The sequence below is a fragment of the Shewanella scandinavica genome, assembly GCF_031932065.1.
Lineage (GTDB): Bacteria > Pseudomonadota > Gammaproteobacteria > Enterobacterales > Shewanellaceae > Shewanella > Shewanella baltica.
Window position 1 is genome coordinate 82752 of record NZ_JAUOES010000011.1, and the last position, 24513, is coordinate 107264.

At 46.9% G+C, this 24513-nt stretch carries 23 protein-coding genes; 10 read left to right on the top strand and 13 right to left on the bottom strand.

Annotated features, from left to right (window positions below):
- The first annotated feature begins 321 nt into the window (after positions 1 to 321).
- On the top strand, positions 322 to 960 hold the full coding sequence (locus tag Q4Q50_RS11690) for an MliC family protein (protein WP_311899426.1): 639 nt from the start codon (positions 322 to 324) through the stop codon (positions 958 to 960).
- A gap of 18 nt (positions 961 to 978) precedes the next feature.
- Complete coding sequence (locus Q4Q50_RS11695) at positions 979 to 1410, top strand: VOC family protein (protein ID WP_011982063.1); 432 nt, start codon at positions 979 to 981, stop codon at positions 1408 to 1410.
- Between the two features lie 3 nt (positions 1411 to 1413).
- On the opposite strand, the gene Q4Q50_RS11700 is transcribed toward Q4Q50_RS11695, so the two are convergent.
- Both Q4Q50_RS11700 and Q4Q50_RS11705 read right to left on the bottom strand, forming a co-directional pair.
- The gene (locus Q4Q50_RS11700; RefSeq protein WP_311890542.1) at positions 1414 to 2445 is read right to left on the bottom strand and encodes a DUF481 domain-containing protein; all 1032 of its coding nucleotides are present in this window, start codon (positions 2443 to 2445) and stop codon (positions 1414 to 1416) included.
- A 92-nt stretch (positions 2446 to 2537) separates the two neighbouring features.
- A complete protein-coding gene (locus Q4Q50_RS11705; protein WP_011982065.1) occupies positions 2538 to 3164 on the bottom strand; it encodes a DUF3157 family protein in 627 nt (208 codons plus the stop codon).
- A 232-nt stretch (positions 3165 to 3396) separates the two neighbouring features.
- Here Q4Q50_RS11705 and Q4Q50_RS11710 point away from each other — a divergent pair, with 232 nt between their 5' ends.
- Positions 3397 to 3789, top strand: coding sequence for a DUF1090 domain-containing protein (locus Q4Q50_RS11710; RefSeq protein WP_311899429.1), 393 nt, complete (start codon positions 3397 to 3399; stop codon positions 3787 to 3789).
- A gap of 36 nt (positions 3790 to 3825) precedes the next feature.
- Here Q4Q50_RS11710 and Q4Q50_RS11715 read toward each other — a convergent pair whose 3' ends face one another.
- The gene (locus Q4Q50_RS11715; RefSeq protein WP_311899430.1) at positions 3826 to 4404 is read right to left on the bottom strand and encodes a TonB-dependent receptor; all 579 of its coding nucleotides are present in this window, start codon (positions 4402 to 4404) and stop codon (positions 3826 to 3828) included.
- A 208-nt stretch (positions 4405 to 4612) separates the two neighbouring features.
- Between Q4Q50_RS11715 and Q4Q50_RS11720 the strand changes: the two genes are divergently transcribed.
- On the top strand, positions 4613 to 5878 hold the full coding sequence (locus Q4Q50_RS11720; RefSeq protein ID WP_311899431.1) for a mechanosensitive ion channel family protein: 1266 nt from the start codon (positions 4613 to 4615) through the stop codon (positions 5876 to 5878).
- Between the two features lie 27 nt (positions 5879 to 5905).
- Here the strand turns inward: Q4Q50_RS11720 and Q4Q50_RS11725 are convergent, their stop codons facing one another.
- Together Q4Q50_RS11725 and Q4Q50_RS11730 are read right to left on the bottom strand one after the other, a co-directional pair.
- Positions 5906 to 6529, bottom strand: a complete 624-nt coding sequence (locus Q4Q50_RS11725) for a LysE family translocator (RefSeq protein WP_311899432.1) — start codon at positions 6527 to 6529, stop codon at positions 5906 to 5908.
- A 27-nt stretch (positions 6530 to 6556) separates the two neighbouring features.
- Positions 6557 to 7120, bottom strand: coding sequence for a lysophospholipid acyltransferase family protein (locus tag Q4Q50_RS11730; protein ID WP_311899433.1), 564 nt, complete (start codon positions 7118 to 7120; stop codon positions 6557 to 6559).
- Positions 7121 to 7249: 129 nt separating this feature from the next.
- Here Q4Q50_RS11730 and Q4Q50_RS11735 point away from each other — a divergent pair, with 129 nt between their 5' ends.
- Positions 7250 to 7702 (top strand): YybH family protein, encoded by a 453-nt coding sequence (locus Q4Q50_RS11735; protein WP_006083706.1) that lies wholly within the window; start codon positions 7250 to 7252, stop codon positions 7700 to 7702.
- Positions 7703 to 7776: 74 nt separating this feature from the next.
- Here the strand turns inward: Q4Q50_RS11735 and Q4Q50_RS11740 are convergent, their stop codons facing one another.
- Together Q4Q50_RS11740 and Q4Q50_RS11745 are read right to left on the bottom strand one after the other, a co-directional pair.
- Positions 7777 to 8580, bottom strand: a complete 804-nt coding sequence (locus tag Q4Q50_RS11740; RefSeq protein ID WP_311899434.1) for an NRDE family protein — start codon at positions 8578 to 8580, stop codon at positions 7777 to 7779.
- Positions 8581 to 8641: 61 nt separating this feature from the next.
- Positions 8642 to 10306, bottom strand: a complete 1665-nt coding sequence (locus Q4Q50_RS11745; protein ID WP_311899487.1) for a ZIP family metal transporter — start codon at positions 10304 to 10306, stop codon at positions 8642 to 8644.
- A gap of 531 nt (positions 10307 to 10837) precedes the next feature.
- Between Q4Q50_RS11745 and Q4Q50_RS11750 the strand changes: the two genes are divergently transcribed.
- Positions 10838 to 11431: a YhgN family NAAT transporter gene (locus Q4Q50_RS11750; RefSeq protein WP_011848195.1), complete on the top strand. Its 594-nt coding sequence runs from the start codon at positions 10838 to 10840 to the stop codon at positions 11429 to 11431.
- Between the two features lie 316 nt (positions 11432 to 11747).
- Positions 11748 to 14345: an immune inhibitor A domain-containing protein gene (locus Q4Q50_RS11755; protein ID WP_311899435.1), complete on the top strand. Its 2598-nt coding sequence runs from the start codon at positions 11748 to 11750 to the stop codon at positions 14343 to 14345.
- Positions 14346 to 14426: 81 nt separating this feature from the next.
- On the opposite strand, the gene Q4Q50_RS11760 is transcribed toward Q4Q50_RS11755, so the two are convergent.
- Positions 14427 to 15002 (bottom strand): chorismate--pyruvate lyase family protein, encoded by a 576-nt coding sequence (locus Q4Q50_RS11760; RefSeq protein WP_107946211.1) that lies wholly within the window; start codon positions 15000 to 15002, stop codon positions 14427 to 14429.
- A gap of 171 nt (positions 15003 to 15173) precedes the next feature.
- On the opposite strand from Q4Q50_RS11760, the gene Q4Q50_RS11765 reads away from it, so the two are divergent.
- The gene (locus tag Q4Q50_RS11765) at positions 15174 to 15596 is read left to right on the top strand and encodes a flagellar basal body-associated protein FliL (protein WP_107946212.1); all 423 of its coding nucleotides are present in this window, start codon (positions 15174 to 15176) and stop codon (positions 15594 to 15596) included.
- Positions 15597 to 15654: 58 nt separating this feature from the next.
- On the top strand, positions 15655 to 16752 hold the full coding sequence (gene rlmF, locus Q4Q50_RS11770; RefSeq protein ID WP_311899437.1) for a 23S rRNA (adenine(1618)-N(6))-methyltransferase RlmF: 1098 nt from the start codon (positions 15655 to 15657) through the stop codon (positions 16750 to 16752).
- Positions 16753 to 16825: 73 nt separating this feature from the next.
- Here the strand turns inward: rlmF and Q4Q50_RS11775 are convergent, their stop codons facing one another.
- The 4 genes from Q4Q50_RS11775 to moeA form a co-directional block, all read right to left on the bottom strand.
- Entirely contained in the window at positions 16826 to 17083 is a 258-nt protein-coding gene (locus Q4Q50_RS11775) for a putative hemolysin (RefSeq protein ID WP_106648564.1), read from the bottom strand.
- A 17-nt stretch (positions 17084 to 17100) separates the two neighbouring features.
- A complete protein-coding gene (locus Q4Q50_RS11780) occupies positions 17101 to 17763 on the bottom strand; it encodes a Bax inhibitor-1 family protein (RefSeq protein ID WP_311899440.1) in 663 nt (220 codons plus the stop codon).
- Between the two features lie 99 nt (positions 17764 to 17862).
- On the bottom strand, positions 17863 to 18630 hold the full coding sequence (moeB, locus tag Q4Q50_RS11785; RefSeq protein WP_259214508.1) for a molybdopterin-synthase adenylyltransferase MoeB: 768 nt from the start codon (positions 18628 to 18630) through the stop codon (positions 17863 to 17865).
- 10 nt (positions 18631 to 18640) lie between these two features.
- Entirely contained in the window at positions 18641 to 19894 is a 1254-nt protein-coding gene (gene moeA, locus Q4Q50_RS11790; protein WP_311899444.1) for a molybdopterin molybdotransferase MoeA, read from the bottom strand.
- A 349-nt stretch (positions 19895 to 20243) separates the two neighbouring features.
- On the opposite strand from moeA, the gene ftnA reads away from it, so the two are divergent.
- A complete protein-coding gene (gene ftnA / locus Q4Q50_RS11795) occupies positions 20244 to 20780 on the top strand; it encodes a non-heme ferritin (protein ID WP_006083664.1) in 537 nt (178 codons plus the stop codon).
- Between the two features lie 94 nt (positions 20781 to 20874).
- On the opposite strand, the gene Q4Q50_RS11800 is transcribed toward ftnA, so the two are convergent.
- Positions 20875 to 24099: an EAL domain-containing protein gene (locus Q4Q50_RS11800; RefSeq protein ID WP_311899446.1), complete on the bottom strand. Its 3225-nt coding sequence runs from the start codon at positions 24097 to 24099 to the stop codon at positions 20875 to 20877.
- Between the last annotated feature and the right edge of the window lie 414 nt (positions 24100 to 24513).

The following is a 24513-nucleotide window of genomic DNA, read 5'->3' on the forward strand; positions in this document are numbered from 1 at the left end:
AATTTCATATTACTTATCAATCTAATGGCTATTTAAGTGTCCGCCGATCACTGCCGAGATGGCGCTAGAGTGTCCGGCAATGTGTCCGAACAGGCTGGTGGACACGGGTTGCTAAGTCGATGTATTTTTTTCGCCGAATTTGATTGTTAGCACTAGAATGAAGTGCTCGTGAGAGTTGAGATAAAGGTGAATTTAATCACGATTTGTACACTATTTTGAGTGCAATTTAAGGCATGACTCTTTGAGTCAGGTTAGGTTAAGCCGATCTAGGGTTAGCTATGGCAAGCGTTGAAGTAAACCACAGAATATAAAGGAATTGAGATGGTAAAGTTAATCAATAAGATGTTGAATAATCGACTGGGCTTCACTAGGTATTGCGTCGCCGTTGTGATGGTGAGTTCGTTAAGTACAGGCGCCATGGCGGCCGATGCGCCTTCCTTTGACTGCGCAAAAGTCAATGCGGGCAGTATCGAAGCTATGGTTTGTAAGGATGCGGGACTGAGCCAACTCGATAATCAGTTAGCTGAGGTTTACAGCCAAGCGCTTGAAAAAGCAAAGAATGAACAGCCACCGACTTTAAAAGCGATGCAGCGTGGTTGGGTGAAAGGCCGTAATGAGTGTTGGAAGAGCGAGGATAAACACGCGTGTATTGAAGCTAGCTACCAAACCCGTATTGCCGAACTGCAGGCGCAGTACCGTTTAGTCGATATGACCGACCCAGTGTTTTATGCCTGTGACGGCAATCCTGCTAATGAAGTCGTGGTGACTTATTTTAAAACCGAACCCGCGACTCTAATTGCTGAACATGGTGATAGTACTTCATTGATGTTTGTACAACCCAGCGGCAGCGGCGCTAAGTATCAAGGCCGCAATGAAAGTCTTTGGGAACATCAAGGCGAAGCGAAAGTGGTTTGGGGCTTCGAAGCGCCAGAAATGACGTGTAAACTGGTGACCAAATAGCGTTAATTGAAGGTCGCCATGAAACAAGCCCTTGTGCATATCGCCTTGGTCGTAAGAGATTACGACGAGGCAATTGATTTTTATGTGAATAAATTAAAATTCGAACTGGTTGAAGACACTTATCAAGCCGAGCAAGATAAGCGCTGGGTCGTTGTTGCCCCGCCGGGTTCTAAGGGCGCGTCTATTTTGTTAGCGCGGGCTTCTAAGCCAGAGCAGTTCGATTTTATTGGTAATCAAGCGGGTGGGCGGGTGTTCTTATTCTTGAATACCGATGACTTTTGGCGTGATTATCGCCGCATGGTCGCCGATGGCGTCGAATTTGCGCGCGAGCCGCAAGAACAAGACTACGGCACAGTCGCTGTGTTTAAAGATCTCTACGGTAATTTATGGGATTTACTGCAATTGAATGATGGGCATCCTATGGCGTACAGGTTAGCGTATCAGGAGTGAGGATTAGAAATTAATACCTAGTCCAAGGTTGTACTTGATATCACGAGTAGTGTGCCAAGGTGTTTGAGTTTCATTAATATCATACTTAAACGAGAGGTAAATCTCTTGTGTAAGCAGATACTTAAGCCCTATTATTGAGTCTGAAATATAGTCAATGGTTGGCGTGTCAGGGAAAGCGATTTGGAGATCGGCATAGGTCTCCAGCACGCCATCAAACCAATACTGTTTATAGTTAATTGTGGTTGCCCAAGCATTGAGTTGATAGGTAAATATTTGACTATCTAACCAAAAGTGGTTGTAAGTGACAACAAAGTCCAGTTTATCTCGTCCTATTCCCCAAAATCGATAACCCGGTCCGAGCGCGGCGTAATAATTGCGAACGGGGAAGTCGAGTCTATCTTCTTGAAAATAATCTTCTTGACGTAATAACCAATGCTCGCTGATGAGGTAGTCAAGGCTGTAGTGAGCTTCAAGCGTATTGCGTTTAGTGGTTTTCTCTTCGGTTTCATAGCGAACCTCAGTTTTGAGGTTATGGCGCCATTGTAAGGTTTCGGCGGTAATATCGCCTTTGGCATGAAGTTTTTGGGTATTTTTAGTGTTACTGGTGACATCAATTGCGGCTTCAACACTGCCACTATAGCGCCACTCAGAGTCACTTTTTCGGTCAGAAAACACCAGATCACTAATAGGAGTTTGTCGATTATTTACCAGCACAAACCCATCGAGGTCGGAGTATTGAATGCTCACATCATGCAGGGTGCGATTAATGCTCCAATAATGATTTTGGGTGGTTTCAAAGCTTTTAATTGCACTACGTTCGATGGTTATTTTAGGGGAATAATTGGGTTTGATGATTAAGTGTTCTTCGTCAAAGTTTTTAATTTCGCCAGTGATTCTATCGCCATTTCTGAGTAACACGGTATCAGCAAGGCTTTGTCCACTTAAGCCCACCAGAAGCATGGCTATAGATAACGTAGGGTAGCGATTTGGCATTAGCGACTGGCTCAGCATAAACGGTGTCGGATATGTTGGCATTCTAGCCTATATCACAGCGAGTAAGGCAATAGTGTTAAGAGGAAGAGATGGAATTGGACATCAACGTCCAATTCCTGCTTTTACTCAAAGGATTAGCGGGAGTTAATTTCGGTGATTTTGAGGTTAATTAACTGCTTCTGCCATTGAGCTTTATCTATGCCTTCGACCCAAATCACGCTGCTTTTACGCTGCTCGCCCTTACGCAGATAGGTTTCAGGCATGCGGAAAATGGCTTCCCACACTTCGAGTTTTTCGGTTTTGAGCAAAGTACCATTATCGGCGAAGAAGCTAGCTTCAACTTCAACTAAGGTAACGTGTTCATTGCTGGTGCTGGCGAGATCGAAGCTGAGTCCGAGTTTATCGCCTTTCCATTGACCTTCGGCAAAGCTGACTTTGATGCCGTCTTTACCGGTTGAGCCTAGTAGCTCAGGTTGGGCAATTGCGGTGGCAGTCAAGGTGGTGACTGGCGCAGCCACAGTTTGAGTGGCGAGAGCAACACTTGGGACGCTGGCAATATTGCTTGAGGTGCTCACTGCCGTCGCTGCTAAGGCATTGGGCGCAGCTTTGGTTTCTGTGATCACATATTCCCAGGTAAAGTCGTCTTTGAGTCTGACTTGGGCGCCATTTTCTAGGGTGATTTGAGCTACGTCGGCGGCCATAACCGATGATGTTAGCAATAACAATGAGCTAAGTGCGCTAAGGCGTAATGAAGTTTGCATTAATTTTCTGGCTCCGATATCCGTCTGAGTCAATATTCTGCCCTAACATAAACAATTTGCCGCATATTAGTCACTGTCTAAGTCGTGTTTTGACGAATAAAGTGGATTTAGCTGGAAGATACTGACTCGAATACAGATTGAGTTCACTGAGTGTGGCACTATATTGATAGCGCGGTGACAGGACACAGTCAGATAGCGGTATTATCAATCAATTTAGCGAGAGGAGATTAAGATGCAGATTAAACATGGAATTTATGGCGTTGTTATTGGCTTGGTATTGAGCGCAGCGGCATGGGCCGATGAAGCCCCTAAAGTCGGCTGCGCGGCGAAATTAGAAGCCATCAGTGCCGAACTTGCCCAAGCGAAAGCGGCGGGTAATCAACATAAAGTCGATGGGCTCGAAAAAGCCTATTACGAAGTCTCAACCCATTGTGATGACGACAGCTTATATGCCGAGCGCGTTGCCAAAGTTTCGGCCTTAGAAGAAAAACTGACTGAGCGCCAAAACGAGTTGGCTAAAGCCATAGAAGAAGGTCGTTCTATGGATAAAATCAATAAGAAACGCAATAAGGTCGCCGAAGTGGAATTGGAGCTTGCTAAGGCGCGAGCTGAGCTAACCCAATAAGTCGCCTAGGCTCAGTCGTTTGGATAAGCATTAGGCTTAGCCCGCGTAACCTATGCTCAAAACTGTGGATTCTGTACTGGAGTTATAGCCCGCGCTCAGGATGAAATGTTCTGTAATGCGGTATCTTAGCCCAGCTTCTGCGCCCCAACGGGTGGTTTTATCTTCATCCCACCTAGGTTTGCCATCGACAATTTTGGGTGAAATATTATTCGTGTAAGACACAGTGCTGATATAGCCGCTGCCGCCCGCATAAAAGCTTAAGTCGGCAGTGAGGCTGTAGCTTAACCCTAAGCGAAAGAGGCTTTCTTGGCGATATGACAGCGCGGGTTCTGGCACTACTACATCGGTTTCTCGGCTGCGGGCATAGCCGAGGTAATAGCCCCATTGCTGGTAATTATTATCGAAATGATAGGGTGCTAATGTAATGCCGTAGAGATTGTCTGCGGCGGGAACGTAATCCAGCATGAGGGCGATATAAGAAGGATTGGCGGTTTTCTCTGATTTATCTGAGATTACCAATGGCTTCGAATTGCTATATTCGTCAGCTTGAAGTGGTTGGCTTAGGCTCAATAGTCCAAAGCTAAGACAGGCTAGCGTAGATGAATAACGACTCATGGGATGATTTCCTTGGGAACAGGTTGAAGATTGTTCATTTTCCTTTGTGCTCGGTCAATTCAAAATGCTAAAATTTCTTTTAAAATAAGTGTTTGTAAATTTATTGTGTTTGGATATCAGTATTTTCTAGGGTGACATTAACCGAGGTCAACTCGGCAGTTACCTTTGTATGGGTTTGTTGCGCTAGCGCCTACGTTGGAGTGGAATTGTGGATCAGGAAATAAGGCTCGAAATTTCGGCATGGCTAGCGGGCTTTGGGATTGATAGCCAACCCTCGGACGGCATATCAACCAGCATCATGATCATTGCCTGCTTACTGCTGGCGGGTATCGCTTATCTTATTGTTCGACGTGTAGTCATACGTGCGGTCAACATGGTGATCCTCCGCTCCAAAGTCACTTGGGACGATGTGTTCATGCGTTACAAGGTGCTCGAAAAGCTGGCCATGCTAGTGCCTGCAATCGTGCTCAATCTATTAGTGCCCATCGCCTTAACCGAACATCAAATCTTAAGTAATTTAGTCGATCGGCTGCTGAGTATTTGGCTGGTGGTGCTGATGATCCGCGCTATTTATGCGGGTTTAGATGCGGTCGATGAAATTTCAGATGTGAATCTGGTGAGTCGGCGTTTACCCGTTAAAAGCTTTGTGCAGTTAACTAAGCTGTTTTTATTCTTTGTCGGTATTATCGTATCTATCTCCATCTTGGCCGATCAGTCGCCTGTGTACTTCCTCAGCGGCTTAGGTGTGGCGACGGGTTTTGTGATGTTAGTGTTCCGCGACACTATCTTAGGTTTCGTGGCGGGCATTCAGTTAGCGGCTAACCGTATGGTGAGCAAGGGCGACTGGATCCAGATGGACAAATACGGCGCCGACGGTGCGGTAGAAGAAGTCTCGCTGACCACAGTTAAAGTGCGCAACTGGGACAAAACCATCACTATGATCCCCGCCTATGCCTTAGTGTCGGATGCGTTTCGCAACTGGCGGGGTATGTCTGAGTCGGGTGGTCGTAGGATCAAACGCGCCATCAATATTGATATCAACAGCATTAAGTTTTTGAGCGAGGAAGAGCGCGAGCGTCTGAGTAAGATCAATTGCTTAAAAGAATATTTCCCCGCCAAAATCAACGAAATCCGTGAGTCGAACGCCAGAGTGTCTGACCTCGACATGAAAGTGAACGGTCGCCATCTGACTAACGTCGGCACCTTCCGTGCTTACCTGCAGGAATACCTACAGCGTCACGATAAAATCCATAAGGAAATGACCTTAATGGTGCGCCAATTAGCGCCGACCACTGAGGGATTGCCGATTGAGGTTTATATCTTCACCAACGACACCCGCTGGGCATTTTATGAAGCAATACAAGCGGATATCTTCGACCATATTTTTGCGATATTGCCTGAGTTTGGTCTGCAGGCATTCCAAGCGCCAACGGGCAACGATATTCGTAGCTTAAAGTCGGTTAAGGTTGACTAGTGTTAATGACTGTCGACGATTATTGATTTAATTTCGAGAGATAAGAATCGCGGCTAAGGTAAGAAAGACACCGCCGCTGGTTCTGTCAAACCAATGCAGCTTGTTGCTCGCCTTTAGGCTGGGCGCAAGCACATTGGCCATGCTGGCGTAAATCATCACAAAGCTAAAATCCACTATGGCCCAAGTGGCTGCCAGTATCATAAGTTGCGGTAATTGCGGCGCGGCAAGATCGATAAATTGCGGAAACAGCGCGGCAAAAAACAGTAAATCCTTGGGATTACTGATCCCCACTAGAAACGCCTGCTGATAAAGTTGCCTTGGTGTGCCTTTGCCTTTTGATTGGCCGATCTCAAGGGGTTGATCTTGGTTCTTGGTCAACAACAGCTTGATGCCTAAAAACACTAAATAGGCTGCACCACACCATTTTAGCAAGGTAAAACCGTATTCTGAGGTGCTGATAATGGCGCCTAATCCCGCCGCTGACGCCATCATCAAGACTAAAGCGGCACTCACACTGCCAAGGCCTGTGGCTATGCTGCGCATCTTGCCGAAATGGATCCCGTGGGACATAGACAACATAGCGATGGGGCCGGGTGAGATCCCAATCAATACAATGGCCAAGAGATAGAGTAACCAAGTTTCGGGTTGCATGTGTGCCGCTCTAAATAGGGGAAGAGATTAATGCTTCGTGCTCGCCACAAAATCAGGGATCACCTTAGGATGACGGCCTTTAATGGTGCGATAGAAGCTCAAAATCTCGTGCATGTCGGTCTCGATATCACCACTAGGCTGCAATGGCGTACGGATAACGACAGTGCGGCGGCTAAAGTCTAAGCCAACAGGAGTGATAGGCACGTGAGCCTTGCAGGCAATATGGTAGAAGCCGCACTTCCAGCGGGTCACTGGGCTACGGGTGCCTTCGGGCGCCAACGCTAACTTATAATCGGTTTTCGACTCAAACAGCTGTACGGCAAAATCGACTAAGTTATTGTTTTTGCGTCTATCCACTGGGCTGCCGCCAATCGCGCGGAAGAACCAGCCCCAAGGCGGGATAAAGAGTTGGTGTTTACCGAGAAAGTGAATGCGAGTGCCCAGAGCACCACGAGCTAAGATACCCACGATGAAGTCCCAGTTACTGGTATGCGGCGCGACTATGATGATGTATTTAGCGCAGTCGGGCAGTTGGCCTTCTATCTGCCAGCCTGAAAGCTTAAGTAGCCAACGGCAAAGTGGTGTAAACATAGTTCGGTGCCCAGAGTCGAAAAATTAATAATATCATCAGCTTTTTTAGATTTTAAATTGGCTTTAGCAAGATAGTCTGTGCTGAATTCGCTATAGTACAGTTTAACCTGATTGTGGGGGAACAATACTATGTTGAAAAATGGACTATTAAACAAGGTTAGCTGGCAGCGTGTTTTTGCGGCACTTTTACTCTTAGTGACTTGCCATGTGAGTGCGGTGCCGACGGATGAAATTACGCAGATGCTTAAAGGCCAAGAAGACGCCTGGAATCGCGGCGATCTCGATGCTTATATGCAAGGCTACTGGAAGAGCGAGCAATTGCGCTTTGTCTCTAACGGTAAGTTCCGTTTCGGTTGGGAGGATACACTTGCCGCCTATAAGAAAAATTATCCCAATAAAGAAGCGCTTGGTGAGCTGAAGTTCACGATAAAAGAAATCAAAATGCTCAGCAATTACGCCGCTATGGTGGTTGGGCGCTGGGATTTACGGCGGATAAAAGATGCCCCAACGGGCGTGTTTACCCTGTTGATTGAGAAAATTGACGACCGCTGGGTGATCACTATGGATCACAGTTCGGACTAAGTCGCAGTTTTAATTGAACAACAGCGCTGACTAATAGTGCGCCGTTTCAATACAAGGCTGCACAGTTGTTCAGTTTAGATTTGCGTTAATAAACAGTCTGGCTTAGCGGGTGGCTCGGCGGGCAGGGTTAAATGGAAATCCTGCTGTCCGAGCTGTCTACCTTTGCCGTCGTATCTCACTTCAGTGAAATGCATGCCGCCCTCAGTATCCTCAAGCAGAATACTGGTGGAGCGCGTGCCATAGTCGGGGTGACGAATATAAATTGCGGCTAAGCGCCGTTCCCACTCGATCCCCACTCCCGTGTTAGGTAATTCATTATCTTGTGGTTGGGAGTCGTCTTTCATCAGCTGTAACAGCGCTTGCACTTCTAGGTTGTCGGACTGATTGATCACGGTTTCTAGCGCTTGTTGTCCCTTCGCCATTTTCGGCCAAATATCATCGAGTGCACCATTGCTAATGGCATGAAACCCATCGGCGAGTTTAACTGTGTCTTTATTGATGCTGTTAAAACAATATAAGTCAGTACCTTGGCCGAAGATGAGATTGAATGGTTGATAATTGTCACTGTGCTCAACGAGCCAATTTGGGCACACGAGCGACCCAGAGTTGAGTGTCATAGTGATGAGTTCACCACGACTACGCATGGCTTCTGGGGGCTTTTGCGGTACGCGTAAATTCGTCACAGCGGCGACTTGTCCCTGCTTATTCACCCCAAACCAAGTGCCGCCCGCCTGCAGATCTTTTCCTGCGAGTATGTTTTCTTCCGGTGGCCAAAAGTGTGCTGGCGCGGTCGGTCTATGGTGAAACTCATCACGGTTGGCACAGATGATTAAGGGATACTTAGGATGGGCATTAATGGCGACAAAGAGTATGCACATAGCAGGCTAAATTAATCCAAAGGTAGATTAACTTAGCCTGTCTGCTCACAAATGAACAGTGTTAGTGGTGTGAGTGCTTATCCGCTTTTGCTTTTTCGTGTGTATGTTCATCGGAATGATCATGGGCACTAGGTATTTCAGTCGTGCTTTGAACAGATGCGTGCGAAGCGCTATGGCTATGAGCATGTTCGTGGGAATGTCCATGCGCGTGTGAATGACTATGCGAGTTCACTACCGGTTTGCTCAGCATTAAGCGGCGTAAAAATTTACGTGGGCCTAAGCGTAGTAAGCTGGCGGCAAATAATCCCGACAGGATCAGCAGCGCGATTAAGTTCACCACTTCCGGTAAAGTGAACAACGAGAACCACAGTGGTAGACGCAGTGCAGCGACTAAACTCAGCGCAATAATACTCAGTAATATTGCCCTTTGTGGCCATGTCATTAACTTAAGCTGCGCTATGTTAAGCACAGGTGCGGCAATCAGCGGCATGATAATCGCGATAGGGCTCCAGCCACTATAGGCCAGTGCAAGAGCAAGCACCGCTGCGCCTAAGTTGCAGAAACGCATAGGTAAAAATACGAGCAACAGCACTATAACCTGCAGCAGCGGATTGCTTAATGGCACCGAAGGATGGCCGATTAAATTCACTAGGACTAGGCTGAGTAAAATCCACGGTGCGCTGCGATCGACTAAATGTGCAAAGCCGAAACGCAGGGCATTGCTAGGTAATTTAGTGTGTGGATCGGTAATAGTGACGTTAGCGTGGCTTAAATAAGCGCTAAGAATAAAGACCACAAGTAACTGGAATAACGCTATCCAAGGACCGAGTAACAGGGCGGTGATCACTAAGGCTTCTGGCCCCGCTAAGCGTTGAAACCAGCGGCGGGCTAAGCTGCTATCCTGCGGTGTTAAACCGAACTTGAAGCGCAGCGCAGCCGCACCATAGCTCAGCAGTAATATGGGCGCGAGTGTCAGTAGCCAAGTCATTAATTGTTCTGTGCTGTGATCATGGTGGGCATGTTCGTGGCCGCCAGAATCCATCAAGAGCAGCATCACGAGCAAGCCTATGCCGAGCAAACTGCCGATACCCGCTTGGTACTCGTATTTGCCTTGCTTGTCGGTATCGTGCTGGCCGTGGGGTTGATGTAGCACCACATGCAAAATAGAACCGGTAACAAAGGCTTGTAAATAAACGGTATTTTCTAAACTGAGCTGAGTGATTAATTGCTCGCCTGCAAAGTAACCTACACCCGTAAGCAGCATCATAGCGACCAGCACTAAGCTAGCCCAGCGGGTGCCGACTTGAGGTTTGAGTAACCACCAAATGGCAAGGCCGACGGGGAGGCGATGCATAATGACCCCGAGTGCGAGTAAAATCGAATTGCCATCTTGCTGCGCCAATACCATAGCGCCACCGTCTGTGATGGTGTGCAGTAGCAAGCCACCGATCCCTAGGGACAAGGTGAGATTATGGGTGATTTCTGAATAACGGTGGAATAGGCGTTCGCTGGCGGTCGGTCCCCAGATACCTAGGAATACAAAAACAACGGCTAACAAACCGCCATGCTGCAGCAGCTCTGGCAAGATGTGGATCAACACTAATCCGCTTAATGAGACGAATATAAAGCCATCGAGCCCCTTCTGTAATCCGCTGCCCGATGAAAAGTAGCGATAAAACAGTGGCCCAATTAAGAGTGCGATACAACTAGCAAGAAGATAGAGCATGGATTCCACGGAAATTTGCTGAAAAAACGCCATAGTATACCAGCTGTAAGTCAAAGTGAGCAGTGACTTGCTGGCAATTTACCAAACTGACATTTTGCGCTGGGATTTTCGGGGGCGAATTTTATTCACTTTAGCCATTTAGCGGAGAAATTTTCAGATCTAAGCCGAGAAAAGGTACTATACCCAAGCTACCTGAAGATACGAGTTTCAGAGCGCCTAGGGTGCTTCAATTCAAGGCGCATCAATGACAGAATGTCGGCCACCTTTTGAATTGTTGCAACACGGAAGTTGAGCTCCCTAGGCGCTCCGTTCCGGCGGGTTGTAACGTACTTTATGCCGTGTTGGTTATTTTTAACTTAGCCCACTAGGTCCGCAAATAACCGCAATCGCCATGGATGGCGTGAATGCCATTTATGCAGGAGCAATTAAGGGCCTTGCCTAAAGTGCGTTACATTCCCGCTGAATCCTGCATCTTCAGGTTGTTTGGGTATATAATATGGGCTTATGTTGGCTTGGGTGTTGATACGTTAAATGGATATATTTTCTGCTGCGGTAATGTTGTTTTTGATCATGGACCCTCTGGGGAATTTGCCGATTTTTGCGTCGATTCTACGGCATATCGATCCTAAGAAACGCCGTAAGGTATTGATCCGCGAGTTACTCTTCGCCTTAGTGATCATGCTGTCTTTCCTTTATGCGGGTGAGGCTATCTTAAGTTTCTTAAATCTTCGCTCTGAGTCTGTGAGTATTGCAGGCGGGATTATTCTGTTTCTTATCGCGATTAAAATGATTTTCCCTCAACCCGGTGGTGTCGTTGGATTAGCCGCGGGAGAAGAGCCATTTATCGTGCCTATGGCCATTCCCTTGATGGCAGGTCCATCGATTCTTGCCGCTTTGATTCTACTGGCGCATACCGATAGCTCACGCATGGGCGATTGGACCATAGCATTAGTGTCTGCTTGGGGGGCAAGCGCAGTGATCTTAATGTTTTATAAACTCTTCACCCGTGTGCTGGGTGAAAAAGGCCTCACTGCGGTTGAGCGTTTGATGGGCATGGTATTGGTCATGATCTCAGTACAAATGTTCCTCGACGGTATTTCAAATTATCTAAAAACCGCCGGCTAAATTTATCTCGCTCGCTTAAAACGAAACCGCATTAACGCTGTTAATGCGGTTTTTTTATGGCTTGGATTTGGCTGGAATGCCCTCAGCATAGAGGCTTGCTGAATAAACGCTGACAAAAGTGTAAATCGTGCCAGCGAAGCAATGTATCAAGTTGTTACTTCAGCGCAGTGCTGATAATGTCAAAAACTCTGTCTCTCTATCTTGAGATAGATAAACCCTGAGTAGATGACTCATAAAGGCAAATTTGTCTTAATACAAAGAGACACTAGTCTTAATAAATAGAATAGCGTTGGCTGTTACAGTAAGGATGTTAAAAATGCGAAGTGCAAAAGGCGTGACAGCGTTTGGACTGATGTTGGCATTGATTAGCGGCGCGAGTATTGCGGCTCCGAATCATACGCCTGCTGATGCGGGTGTGATTAATAAAGATCGAATTTTATATTGGTTGATTAAACGTGGTGAAGTGGCCGCCGATGCCAGTGATAGCGTAAAGCAGGAAGCGATAGAAGCGTATATTCATCGTGCCACCTTGACTCAACCTAAGGCGCCGCGCATCGAAGTTGAAGCCGAGCATGCGCGTCTGCAAAGAGCGAAGTCATCGCAAATGATGCGCTCACCCGCACAGCGTTTGCTGGTTGATGCGGATGTAAAAAAAACCGTTAAAGTACTCACCGTATTAGTGGATTTCCCTGATTTAAAACATGATAACAATGGCTTAAGTGCGGGCGATACAGCCATGTATTACCCAAGTTATCCTGCGTCCCACTACAAGGCATTACTCTTTTCGACGACAGGCTTTAACGGTCCACAGGGGCAGACGTTAGATTCGGCTTATCAATATTATCAAGCGGTTTCAGGGCAAACCTTCTCCTTCACTGGGGACGTAAAGGGTTGGTATACCGCCTCACAAAATGCCGAATACTATGGTGCTAATGATCCAGATACTCGTAGTGATTCACAGGTCGAACAATTGGTAAAAGAAGCCGTATCTCAAGCCGTCGCGAATATGTCTCCTGCAGAGTTGGCTAGCTATGATGTTGAAGACCAAAATGATTTGAACAACAACGGTAATTACAACGAGCCCGATGGCATTATCGACCATGTGATGATTTTCCACTCTAGCATAGGTGAAGAAGCCGGTGGTGGAGCTTTAGGCGCGAGTGCAATTTGGTCGCATCGATTTTTTGTTGACCAAGCAACCAATGGCTATTCGCTTCCTGGTACGGATAAAAAAGTATTCGGTTATACCATTCAGCCTATCGATGCGGCCACGGGCGTGTGTACCCATGAGTTTGGCCATGATTTAGGTCTGCCAGATGAATACGATACCACTGAAAATGATAATAAAGACGGCTCGCCTGTAGGGTTATGGTCTTTGATGTCTGGTGGAAGTTGGGCTGGTGCTATCGCTGGTGCCCAGCCGAGTGGCTTTAGTCCCTATGCGCGCTCTTACCTACAGGAAAGATATAAAGGTAAGTGGTTGAATGAACGTGAAATCAGCTTAGATAGTATTCCTAAATCCGGCATGGATGTGACCTTGAATGAAGCGGTTAATCATCAGGCGGTTAACCAAGTCTCTATTCCACTTCCTCCAACGCCAATCCCCTTTAAAACACCTTATCAGGGCAGTTATCAGTATTATTCTGGTCAAGGGGATATGCTGAATAACAGCATGATTTTTAATGTCAATTTACCTACGGTAACGACGGATAAACTTAGTTTGAGCATGAAGGCTAGTTGGAGTATTGAGCCTAACTATGACTACATGCAGGTGAAAGTGGATGGTGAGGCTATTGCGGGTAATTACACTAAGTCTAACAATGGGATAAACAGCGCTCGTCATATTATTACTGGCGAGTCGTCTGCGATTGCTCAGGCGGAAGGGAATGATGCTTGGGTAACGTTAGAATATGATTTATCTGCATATTCTGGAAAAACGATTGCTGTCGAGATCAATTATGTCACCGATGACTATACCTCAGAGTCAGGGATCACTATTGATAACATCAGTGTTAAACAAAATACCACTGAGTTATATGGTGATAACGCTGAAGTCGCGGATAAAGTGACGTTTTACGGTTATAGCCGGATTAAAGACTCACGTCCTGGTGCGACATCTCGTTATCTTATCCAGTTACGCAGCCATAACGGTGTTGATGCTGGTTTAAAAGCCGCAAGTTTTGATCCTGGTGTATTACTCTGGTTAGAAGATTTTGGCTACAGAGACAATAATGTCTCGGACCATGCTGGGCATGGCTTGATTGGCGTGATTGATGCTGACCAAAACCTGATTGGCACTCGCTCTACTGACGAGCAGATCCGCGATGCAGCCTTTAGCACAGTAAAACAAACCTTCTACTTCGGTGACAATAATCTCGATGCTGTCAGTCTGTTCGATGATAGTTTTGATTATAGTGCGCCGCTACAACCCCAGTCAGGCATAGTATTGCAGCAGTTAGGTTTGACGATGCAGGTACTATCGCAAGCCAGTAATAACAGCACTGCGGTTATTCGGTTAGCAAATGCAAATTCTGATGCTGTAGCGCCGTTAAAAGTCAGTGTTACTAATACGGTCAATCAATTAGTTGTAAACTTCACCAGTAATATTAATGGTGGTATGGGGGCATTAACCTACGCTTGGGATTTTGGTGATGGCACCACAAGTACAGCGGCTTCGCCAACCCATACCTACGCAAGCGCAGGCTCTTATACTGTGACGCTTACAGTAACTGATGCGCAAAATACTAAAGATATTAGTAGTCTGACAGTGACCGTTACTGCACCAGTTACGCCGCCAGTCACACCTCCGGTGACTCCGCCGGCGAATGAAAGTTCTGGCGGTGGTAGTCTAGGTTGGTTGAGCCTTGCTTTCCTTGGCTTATTGACTTGGCGTCGTCAGTTAAATATTCGCTAAGTGAATCGCGTAATAGCAGATCAAAAATGCCTCTAATTTAGAGGCATTTTTATTTGTCATCAGTCATTAGTGCAGCTTTGGCTAAAGCTCGGATTCAAGCTTACGGATAGCTTGCTCGGCCGCAGGCAGAAAGATTTCACTGACGATCATTTCGTGTTCACCGTGATGAAAATAGCGGCGGCGTCCCCAGAGTTCATGTTCGACACTCTGATCTAAACTTTCGGCTAAATGCGCGAGGCGGCTACAGGTCTCAAAACTGGCGACTTCGATTCTGCCAGGGACAAAATGATCTTGGCTAAACAGTAGTTCACCTAAGGGGCGGGTGCCCAGCCCTAAAAAATCCGCTTGGCGCTCGGCCATTAACTTTTCGGGGATCAAGGTTCTGGCAAACACCCAAGGGATTGAGTCGAGGCAAAGTAACACTTCGCGGATCCATACTGAGCCTTGCTGGGGATATTCGCCATCTAAGGGCGCATGCAGTCCTTCGCCAAGGACTTTGACTTCAAATTGAGTGCAGCAAGTTTTGAGTTTTTGAGTTAGGCTGCCTGTAGCTAGCAACCATTCTTTCAAGGGCGATTTTGGGAGTTTGTCGGCTAGTTCGGCTGAAAACCACTGAATAGATTCACCATAGGGGAAGCTTAAGCTAGTCACATTCATTAAATACTCGTTACAATATAGGCAAACGTCGGCAGTTTAACATGTCGCGACACTAGCATATATACCCAAGCGACCTCCTGATACTGATCTGGCGTTTTCAGGTTGTTTGGCTATATAGATTGGGAAGTATTTTCCATCACCATGATTGTTTTTAGGGAGCCGCAAGTCGCTATGAAAAAATTACTCTCAGTCTGTCTGATCCTGTTTACCAGTGTTTTCAGTGTTTATGCGGCCGATGAAAAAGAAGCTGCACCCGCGGCAACACCTACGGGTGAATACGCCTACTATGGTTTTGAGCCCGAAATCGTCACTAACTACATTTCTAACCGTAAGAAATTAGGGTTTGTGAAGATCAGCGTCGAGTTAATGGTGAAGAGCCCCGATGATCTGGTCACTATTGAGCGTCACGATCCGCTATTACGCGCCGCGATTGTGGAAGTGTTAGGTAATCAATCGGAAGAAAAGATTAAGTCACTCACTGGCCGTGAAGAAATCCGTCGTGAGTGCTTCGATATGGTCAATAACTTGATCACTCAAGAAGCAGGTAAAGCATTGATTGTAAACTTACTCTTTACCTCTTATCTGTACGATTAATTCATTGTCTTATTCTATGGGCTGACTTATGTCGGCCCATTGCGTTACAAGAGCTGCTATGTCAAAACCTGCCGTGAAATCCGTTCAATCAGCGACTGCGAAAACCGCAACCCGTGCAGTTAACATCCGCCAAAAAGTTAAAGCACCAAAGCAGGCTAAACCTGAAGCTAAAGGCAGAGTAAAGCCAAGCAAAGACAAACCAAGAGTAGAAATCAAAAAAGCCCTGCATCCGCGTAATGCCCACTTGAATGGCTATGATTTTCCGGCGCTAATCAGTGCATTCCCTCGGCTGAAAACCTTTGTGCGGCCCACGCCCTATGGCGCGTTGTCGATAGATTTTGCCGACCCCTTGGCAGTCAAAACCCTCAATGCGGCACTACTTAAACATCACTATGGGATTGGTTCTTGGGATATTCCTCAAGGAGCGTTATGTCCTCCTATCCCCGGTCGCGTCGATTATGTGCATTACGTGGCAGATCTGTTAGCCGAAGGCGATAAGTCATGTGCCATAAGTAAGGCGAGGGTATTAGATATTGGTACAGGCGCGAACGGTATTTATCCCATATTGGGCAGCCAAGTGTATGGCTGGCAATTTGTTGCCTCGGATATCAATGCCCATTCACTCACCAATGTGCAGAGTATTATCGAGCAAAACCCAGCGCTGCAAGGGCGGATAAGCTTACGATTACAGCCAGATGACAAGGCGGTCTTCAAGGGAGTAATCCAAGCCGAAGAGCGTTTTGAGTTAACCCTGTGTAATCCTCCATTTCATGCCTCTATGGCCGAGGCGAGCGAAGGTACAAAGCGTAAGGTGAATAATCTACAGCTTAATCGTGGGAGCTCAGTAAAGGCTGCACCTAAGCTGAATTTCGGCGGCCAAGCGGCAGAGCTTTGGTGCCAAGGCGGAGAGCGACAGTTCTTGGCGACTATGATCCGTGAGAGTCAGATGTTTGCAGACCAATGCCTGTGGTTCACTAGCCTAGTGTCGAAGCAAGAAAACCTGAAACCTTGTTATCAAGCCTTAGCACAGTTGAACGTCGATACAGTGAAGACGATTGAAATGCAGCAAGGCAATAAAATTACGCGGGTCTTAGCGTGGAGCTTTCAGTCGGCCGCTAAGCGCAAAATCTGGCGCGCTGAACACTTAGCCAATTAAGATTTTCAGTTTACTTAATAACAAAACAGGCGCCAATGGCGCCTGTTTTGATTAAAGGTAAAAATAACCACTGTTACTGCGGCTTTTCTTCCTGATGATCACGGCGGAATAACGCCCACTCTTCTATGGCTTCACCGTTTGGCAAGGTACAGATACCATGCTCACCTTCGGCGGTTTTCTCTATTACTAAGCTACCACCCTGAGAGATGCAATACTCAGAGGCCGGATTAGCAATCTTAACTTGCGCAGCAGGTTTTTCAGCTTCGCCGCAACCCACGAGTGCCACAGTTGCCAGCAGTAAAGTTGCAGTAAACGGTAATAGGCCTTTCATAGACACTCCTTGGTGACTTATTTACGCCCTAAAATTCGCAGAATGCGTAGGAATAAGTTGATGATATCCATATACAAAGCGGCAGCGCTATCGATGGCATTATCTATGGTTTTAGGGATCTGATTCGCCCGTCCCCAGTCGTAACCTATATACCCGCAGAAAATCAGCACCACTATCCAATCTAAAATGCCGTGGTGAGTATTAAAGATAAACACTTCAATTAGCTCGACTACGATAACCAGCAACAAAGCAATCGTGAGTGCGCCGGAAATTTTTTGGAAAAAGGCGGGAAAGAGTGTGCCCAAACACATCATGGCAATGGTCACTAGGCCTGTGATTCGAATGGCTTCCGTCACTAACTCAGGGTCGTATTGACTGACTACCATATTGATAATCAAGCCGAAGGGGACGACTACAAAGTTGTAGCCAATAAAGCTGACGACGGGATTACTCGATTTTTGAAACAGATAAATCCCAAAAAAACAGGAGGCAAAATAGCCAATAAAGAAAATCCAAGGATTCACGCTGGCAATCGCTTCTGGGTCGATATTGGTGACCATCCAATAGTTAACCGCAAAACCCCAAATCAGCGTGAGGCCGATAACGAGGTTGTACATACCTGCGCCAACGATGGGATCGTCTGTGGTCATGCGATCAAATACACTGTTTTCCGAATCCATATGTTTTCCTTGTGATTTCCTTATGTTAACTGGTCGTTCAGCCTCACCAGCGTCGAGCTAAGTTAAGGCAAGTAAAGCCGTTTTTCAAGCGAGATTATCTTAAGCCTGAGTACCACAGACACTGCAGTTGGCGTGTTTCGGTAGTTTCATCTCACGAAACTCCATCGTCATCGCATCGATCATCAAAATGCGGCCCGCTAAGGTTTTACCCATGCCAGTGATGACCTTGATGGCTTCAACCGCCTGTAAACAACCTATCATGCCGACCACAGGGGCTAGGATGCCCGACTCGACACAGCTGAGTTGTTGCTCGCCAAATAGGGCGCTAAAGCAATGATAGCAAGGTGTTTCGCTGTGATAATCGAACACTGTGACCATGCCTTCCATCCGAATTGCCGCTGCGGAGACTAAGGGCACTTTATGCTTAAAACAGCTGAGGTTGAGTTGTTCGCGTACACTGACATTATCGGTGCAGTCGAGCACTAGATTGTGATTGGCGACAAGGGCGTCAATCTCATGATCATCTAATACTGCATTGATAATGTTGATCTTAATAAAGGGATTGAGCTGACTCAGGCTCTGTTTGGCCGATTCGACTTTTGGCTGGCCGACATTGGCATCTTGATGCAGCACTTGGCGCTGCAGGTTAGAGAGTTCAACGTGATCAAAATCGACCAAGGTCAGCTCGCCAATCCCTGCAACTGTGAGGTATTGGCTGGCGGCGCAGCCTAATCCGCCTGCACCTATCATCAACACTTTCGCTTGTTTTAGGTGTTCTTGGCCGTCGATATCCATGGCTTTGATGGAGATCTGACGGCTGTATCTTAAGAGTTCGCTGTCGCTGAGAATATCGTCAGGCACATTCATTGAGATTTTCCTAGCAGAGCACGCTGTTAAAGGGCTCGACCGTCACTTGCGTGCCAGCGGCAGTATCCCCTTGGAATTGTTCCAATAAAACGAAACAGTTCGCTAGGCTCATTGAAGTCAACATGCCAGAACCTTGGCTACCAGTAATGGCAACCTCGAGTTTGCCCTCTGCATTACGGCTTAAAATGCCCCGTTGATATTCGACGCGGCCCGGTTGTTTACGCACCGGTGTGGTGAGTATGGCGTCTAACATCAAAGGTTCAACTGGGGTTAAACCCTGCATCTTGTTCAGGATAGGCCAAACGAGCTTATAAAACGTCACCATAGAAGACACGGGATTGCCCGGTAAACCACAGAATACCGCCTTGCCAATTTTTCCCATGGCGAAGGGCTTGCCTGGTTTGATGGCGAGTTTCCAGAAGGTGATTTTGCCTTCTTCATCGAGAATTTGTTTCGTGAAATCCGCTTCGCCTACCGACACGCCGCCCGAGGTTAGCACCATATCTGCTTGGCTGGCGGCTTGGCGAAATGCCTGACGTATGGCTTCAGGATCATCGGCTATTACGCCTAAATCAAGCCATTCCACATTAGCGCGGCTGAGTAAACCTTGAATCGAGTAACGGTTTGAATCGTAAATTTGCCCCGGCGCGAGTTCGCTGCCAACAGGACGCAGTTCGTCACCCGTGGAGAAAAACGCCACCTTAAGTTGACGATAGACTCGCACTTGGCTGATACCAATAGTGGCCAATACGCCGAGTTCGGCAGCGCCAATTTGAATACCAGCAGTGAGCACCTTAGTGCCTTGGGTCAGCTCTTCGCCACGGCAACGCACATTGGCACCTTGCGCCTTAGGATGGCGAATATGAATAATCTCACCTTCAACTTCGGCTTCTTCCTGCATCTGCACTGTGTCATAACCCGCAGGCACGGGCGCGCCCGTCATGATCCGTATGCAGGTATTAGGTTTAGCTTCACCTTCAAAACCATGGCCGGCGAACGAACTGCCGATAAGGCGTAATGAGGTGTGATTGGTTTGCGTATTCAAGTCGACAAAACGGAAGGCGTAACCGTCCATTGAGGAGTTGTCGAAGGGGGGCAGGTCTATACAGGAAGCGAGATCTTCCGCAAGGACGCGACCAAGGGCATGGGGAAGCAATACGACTTCGGTGTCTGACACTGGGCTAACTTGTTCGAGCAAAAGGGGAATAGCTTGATCTGGATGCATTAAGCTAGGTTGCGAACAAGGATCGGCTGTTACGGACATGAGGGTCTGCCTTATATGCAATGGGTCGTGATGACGCTGAATGAATTTCCACCTGACTATGATTGGCTATTATGCCACGGTGATCGGCGATGGCTATGATTTGCATGTGAGTTTCTGTGATAGGCCAGTCAGTTTTTCCTGCCACTTTGGATGATAACCTAGCAATAAGTAACGCAATTTGCGCAGCTAAGTCGAAGGCTGAACGCGAGTCGCTGGACAAATGAAAATCATTTTTATCAATGAATCATTAACTTAGCTAAAAATCTAAAGGTAAATTTTGTTGCTTTTGTCGACCCCCTTGATGACAATGTGCCCCATGATTCAGTTCGAATGCAAAAGAGGATTTACTATGCTGTCAGCCACTATGATCGAAAAGTTGAATGAACAAATTAATATGGAGTTCTTCTCCTCAAATTTATACCTGCAAATGAGTGCATGGTGTGAAGATCAGGGATTTGAAGGTGCAGCTAAGTTTATGCGTGAGCACGCGGACGAAGAAATGGGCCATATGCGTCGTCTATTCACTTATGTGAGTGAAACCGGTGGCTTACCTTTGTTAGGGGCGATCGAAGCGCCGCAGTCACAGTTTAGTTCTTTACTGGCTCTGTTCGAACTTACCTACGAGCATGAGCAGTTGATCACCAGTCAGATCAATGCCTTGGCCCATGCTGCCTTTTCGAATCAAGACTATTCAACCTTCAACTTCCTGCAATGGTATGTGGCCGAGCAGCACGAAGAAGAAAAGCTGTTTAAGTCGATTGTCGATAAGATACGTTTAGTGGGTGAAGATGGTAAGGCACTGTTCTTTATTGATAAAGATTTAGCTAAGTTAGCCTCTAAGGGCGGCGAAAGCATAATGAACGGTCAAGGCCAACCACAGGCTTAAGCGCGTTTTATTCGCCACAAAAAAGCAGCCTAGGCTGCTTTTTTGCTATTTATTCTTCAATTCTTTTTACTATTAGTTGCTAGCTTTCAGCATCTTAGATATTCACGCATCTATCTTGGTAATCGTGGTTGAGCAGTGCTGTGTGCTTGATGTGCAGCAAGGGGGTGATCTCGTCGAAGGGCAGTGGTTTAGAGATCAAATATCCTTGGGCGAAGTGGCAACCTAAATCACGCAGGAAATGCCACTGGGCCTCGGTTTCTATGCCTTCGGCTACTAATTCCATTTCGAGACTTTGCCCCATCATGACGATGGCTTTGACTAAGTTAGCATTAGCGTTACTTTCGAGGGCATTTTCCACAAAGCTACGATCGATTTTAATCACTGAAATCGGGAATTTTTTCAAATAACTCAGGGAAGAATAACCCGTACCGAAGTCATCGATATAGATTTGCGAGCCTAAATGGCGAATCGATTCGAGTGTGCTCAAGCAGTGGCTGGCATCGCCCATCAGCATGCTTTCTGTGATCTCAATATGCACATTGCGCGGGTTCACATGGTGGCGGTTAAAGCATTCCTGCAGCACTTGGTCGAATCCCATGCCGCGGGTGTTGATACATTGGCGGCCAGAAACATTAATCGCAACATTGATTTTTAAGCCACTTTTCTGCCACTGTCTCAAATCATGCATGGCTTGGTTGAGCACCCATTCGCCCATAGGTTCTATCAGTCCGGTTTCTTCGGCCAGCGGGATAAATTGATCCGGTGGGATCAGGCCAAAGTCGGGGTCTTGCCAGCGGATGAGTGCTTCGACGCTGCAGACGACTCCAGTTTGCATATCCACTATGGGTTGATAATGCAGGGCAAATTCATTTTGTGCCACGGCGCGGCGCAGGCGTTGCTCTAACTCCATCCGAGCGAACATGGCTTCATTCATGCCCGCGGTAAAGTATTTGAAGTTGTTCCGTCCCGCATCTTTAGCTTGATACATGGCGGTTTCGGTATTGCGGGTGAGTGAGCTGGTATCCAAACCATCTTCGGGATAGACGCCGATACCAAAGCTGGCTGAAATCTGGATCTCACGGTCATTTAAGTCAAACGGCATGCCTAAGGTTTCGATAATACGCGTTGCCATGTGTTCGATGGCGAGTTCGTTGGTCAGTCGTGGCAGAATAAGTACAAATTCATCACCCCCGATGCGGGCGATAAAGTCGGTTTTACCCGCAATGCCTTCTAAGCGTTTGGCCACATCTTTAAGTAATAGGTCGCCCGTGGCATGGCCTTGCACATCGTTGATGTATTTGAATTGGTCCAAATCTATCAGCAGAATCGCCAGTTTGCGTGAGTCATGCTGCGCCACATGGATTTCGTGCTGCAGGCGCTCATTAAACAACTTACGATTAGGCAGCCCCGTTAACGCATCGAAGTTGGCTTGATACCAAAGATCTTGCTCATATTGTTTACGTTTACTGATATCCATAAATAAACCAATGTGTTGGATTATTTTCCCCTGCTCATTTCGCACCACAGTAATGGCTAAATACTCGGGATACACTTGGCCATTTTTGCGCTTATTCCAAACCTCACCCTCCCATTTTCCTTCTGTTTGCAGCGACTCCCACATGGTGGTGTAAAAGTGTTGCGAATGACGGCTAGAACTGAGGATGGATGGACTGCGGCCTTTCACGTCTTCCAATGTATAGCCAGTAATATTGCAGAAAGCCGGATTGACCAGTTCGATATGGTTGTCGGCATCAGTCACCATTATGCCCTCGGCAGAATAGTCAAATACCGCAGCGGCGCGGGTGAGGGCATGGTTCGCCTTCTGCCGTTCGCTGATCATCCGGTTCATGGCGCGGGCCATGCGAGCGAGTTCATCAGTACCTGAAACGCGGATATTGATATTGAGCTTAGGATCTTCCGCCATTTGTTGCATGTCATTGGCAATCTTAGTGATTTTATCCATAAAGTTGCGAATGATCTTCTGTCCGAGCCAGAGTGTAACGGTTGCGGTGAACAGGGCTGATAACAAGTACAGGCCGAGGAAGGTCAGGGCTTGGTTTTGTTGATACTCGCTCTGTTGCGCCATGGTTTGGGTGATGTCTTTGGCGAGTTGATGCAGTTGTTCAATACGCTGGGTGGTGAGCGCCCACCATTTTTGGCTGTCAATCGGATGTGGCGGCATTAACAGCTGTGTCATCGCTTGGCTTAACTTGTCCTCACTGGCTGGGACTTGCGCGATGGCGTTGATCTCCGCCATCGGCAAGCCTTGCTGCCGCAGTTGCTTTAGCTTGACCATGCTGAACTGGTATTGATCTACGCTGTCTTCAATGGTTTTCAGCGCCGACTTAAATTCGGGGAGAAAGTGAATTTCGTGATTGAGTTCATCTAAGTTGAGGTGAATGTTCGCCAGCGCATCATTAAATTTTTGCAGTGAAACGTCATCGCCCTTCAGCAGATAGTCCTGAAAACTCCCCATTAAGCCACCGTAACCTAAGTTGGCATTAATATTCTGTGCCAGTGCGCTAATGCGGGTTTGTTGCTCGATTTGTTGGCTAATTTGCAGAATACGTTGATTCTCTGGCGAATCTTGCAGGTTTTTCAGTAACGATTTTCTATCGGAAATCGCGGCACTGCTCGCGTGCATCACAGCTCGGCCATATTCATACATGAAGGAGCCTATGGTGCGGTAATCATTCAGATTGAGTGAGTCGCTGAGCAGCAAATGATTGATCGCGCTACGTTCTTTTACGGCGAGTTCTTGCACCATCAGCAAGTTTATTAAATCGGTATAGGCGCGGGATTGGCTGATTTCGTTGGTTTGTAACTGCAATAGTTGAATGAGCTGTAATAGCTGAGTGTGCAGTTGACTATAGAGATCACTAAACGAGCCTTGTGTTTCGCTCGCAAGGGTTTGCCGTGCGTTGGCGAGTCTGTGGCCTGTGAGTGTGATGGCATCTAATAATGCGTTCATCTGACTGGCTTCAATACTCTTAGGATCGAGCGACTCACTGAGGTGGGCTAAAGGTTCACTGTTAAGTAACGTATCGAGAGCTTTGGAGGTCGCCTGTTGTTGCGTGACTAGCGCGTTATCGGTGGGCAGTTGGTTGGTGCTCAGACCATATTCATTCTGCAACTGATACAGTAATTCGGTGATGTGTACCGTCGCCTGCACCGCAAGATGGTTGTGCTTGGCCGAGTGTGATTCATTTATTAAGCCATGCATGCGAGTCAGAATAAAAAAACTCATCATCAACAAGGTGACAAGCGAAAACAGAATGAGCTTTTGCTTCAAACTGAGGTGGTGTAGCGCTGACGGCATTAAAGATCACTCCACTCGTTCGCCTAGCTAAAAAAGAAATTCAACGTCATCACGTTGAACTTGAGTTGAAAATGGAACTAGGCACAGGGTGAGAATATTTAACATAGGCGGCCAGTCACGGCGACCTTTAGTTTATGGATATCTAATCTAGGTCACGAAATTAAGCAGATTGTTATATATCGAGCTAAGCAGCTATTTTTATTAGTGTATTTTTTGCCTATCAAACAAACATTTCATTTGTCTGTGATGTGAGACAGTTTTTATCATTCGAAAGAATGACTTTATTTCATGTTCCATGGGCAGTGATTTAGGGAATGGTATAACCGGTGGGATAAGCGATGTTGGACTGCAAATAAAGCCCAATAAAAAGGACGTTTGCCGCAGCGAAACGTCCCTTCGTCTTAAATCAACGAC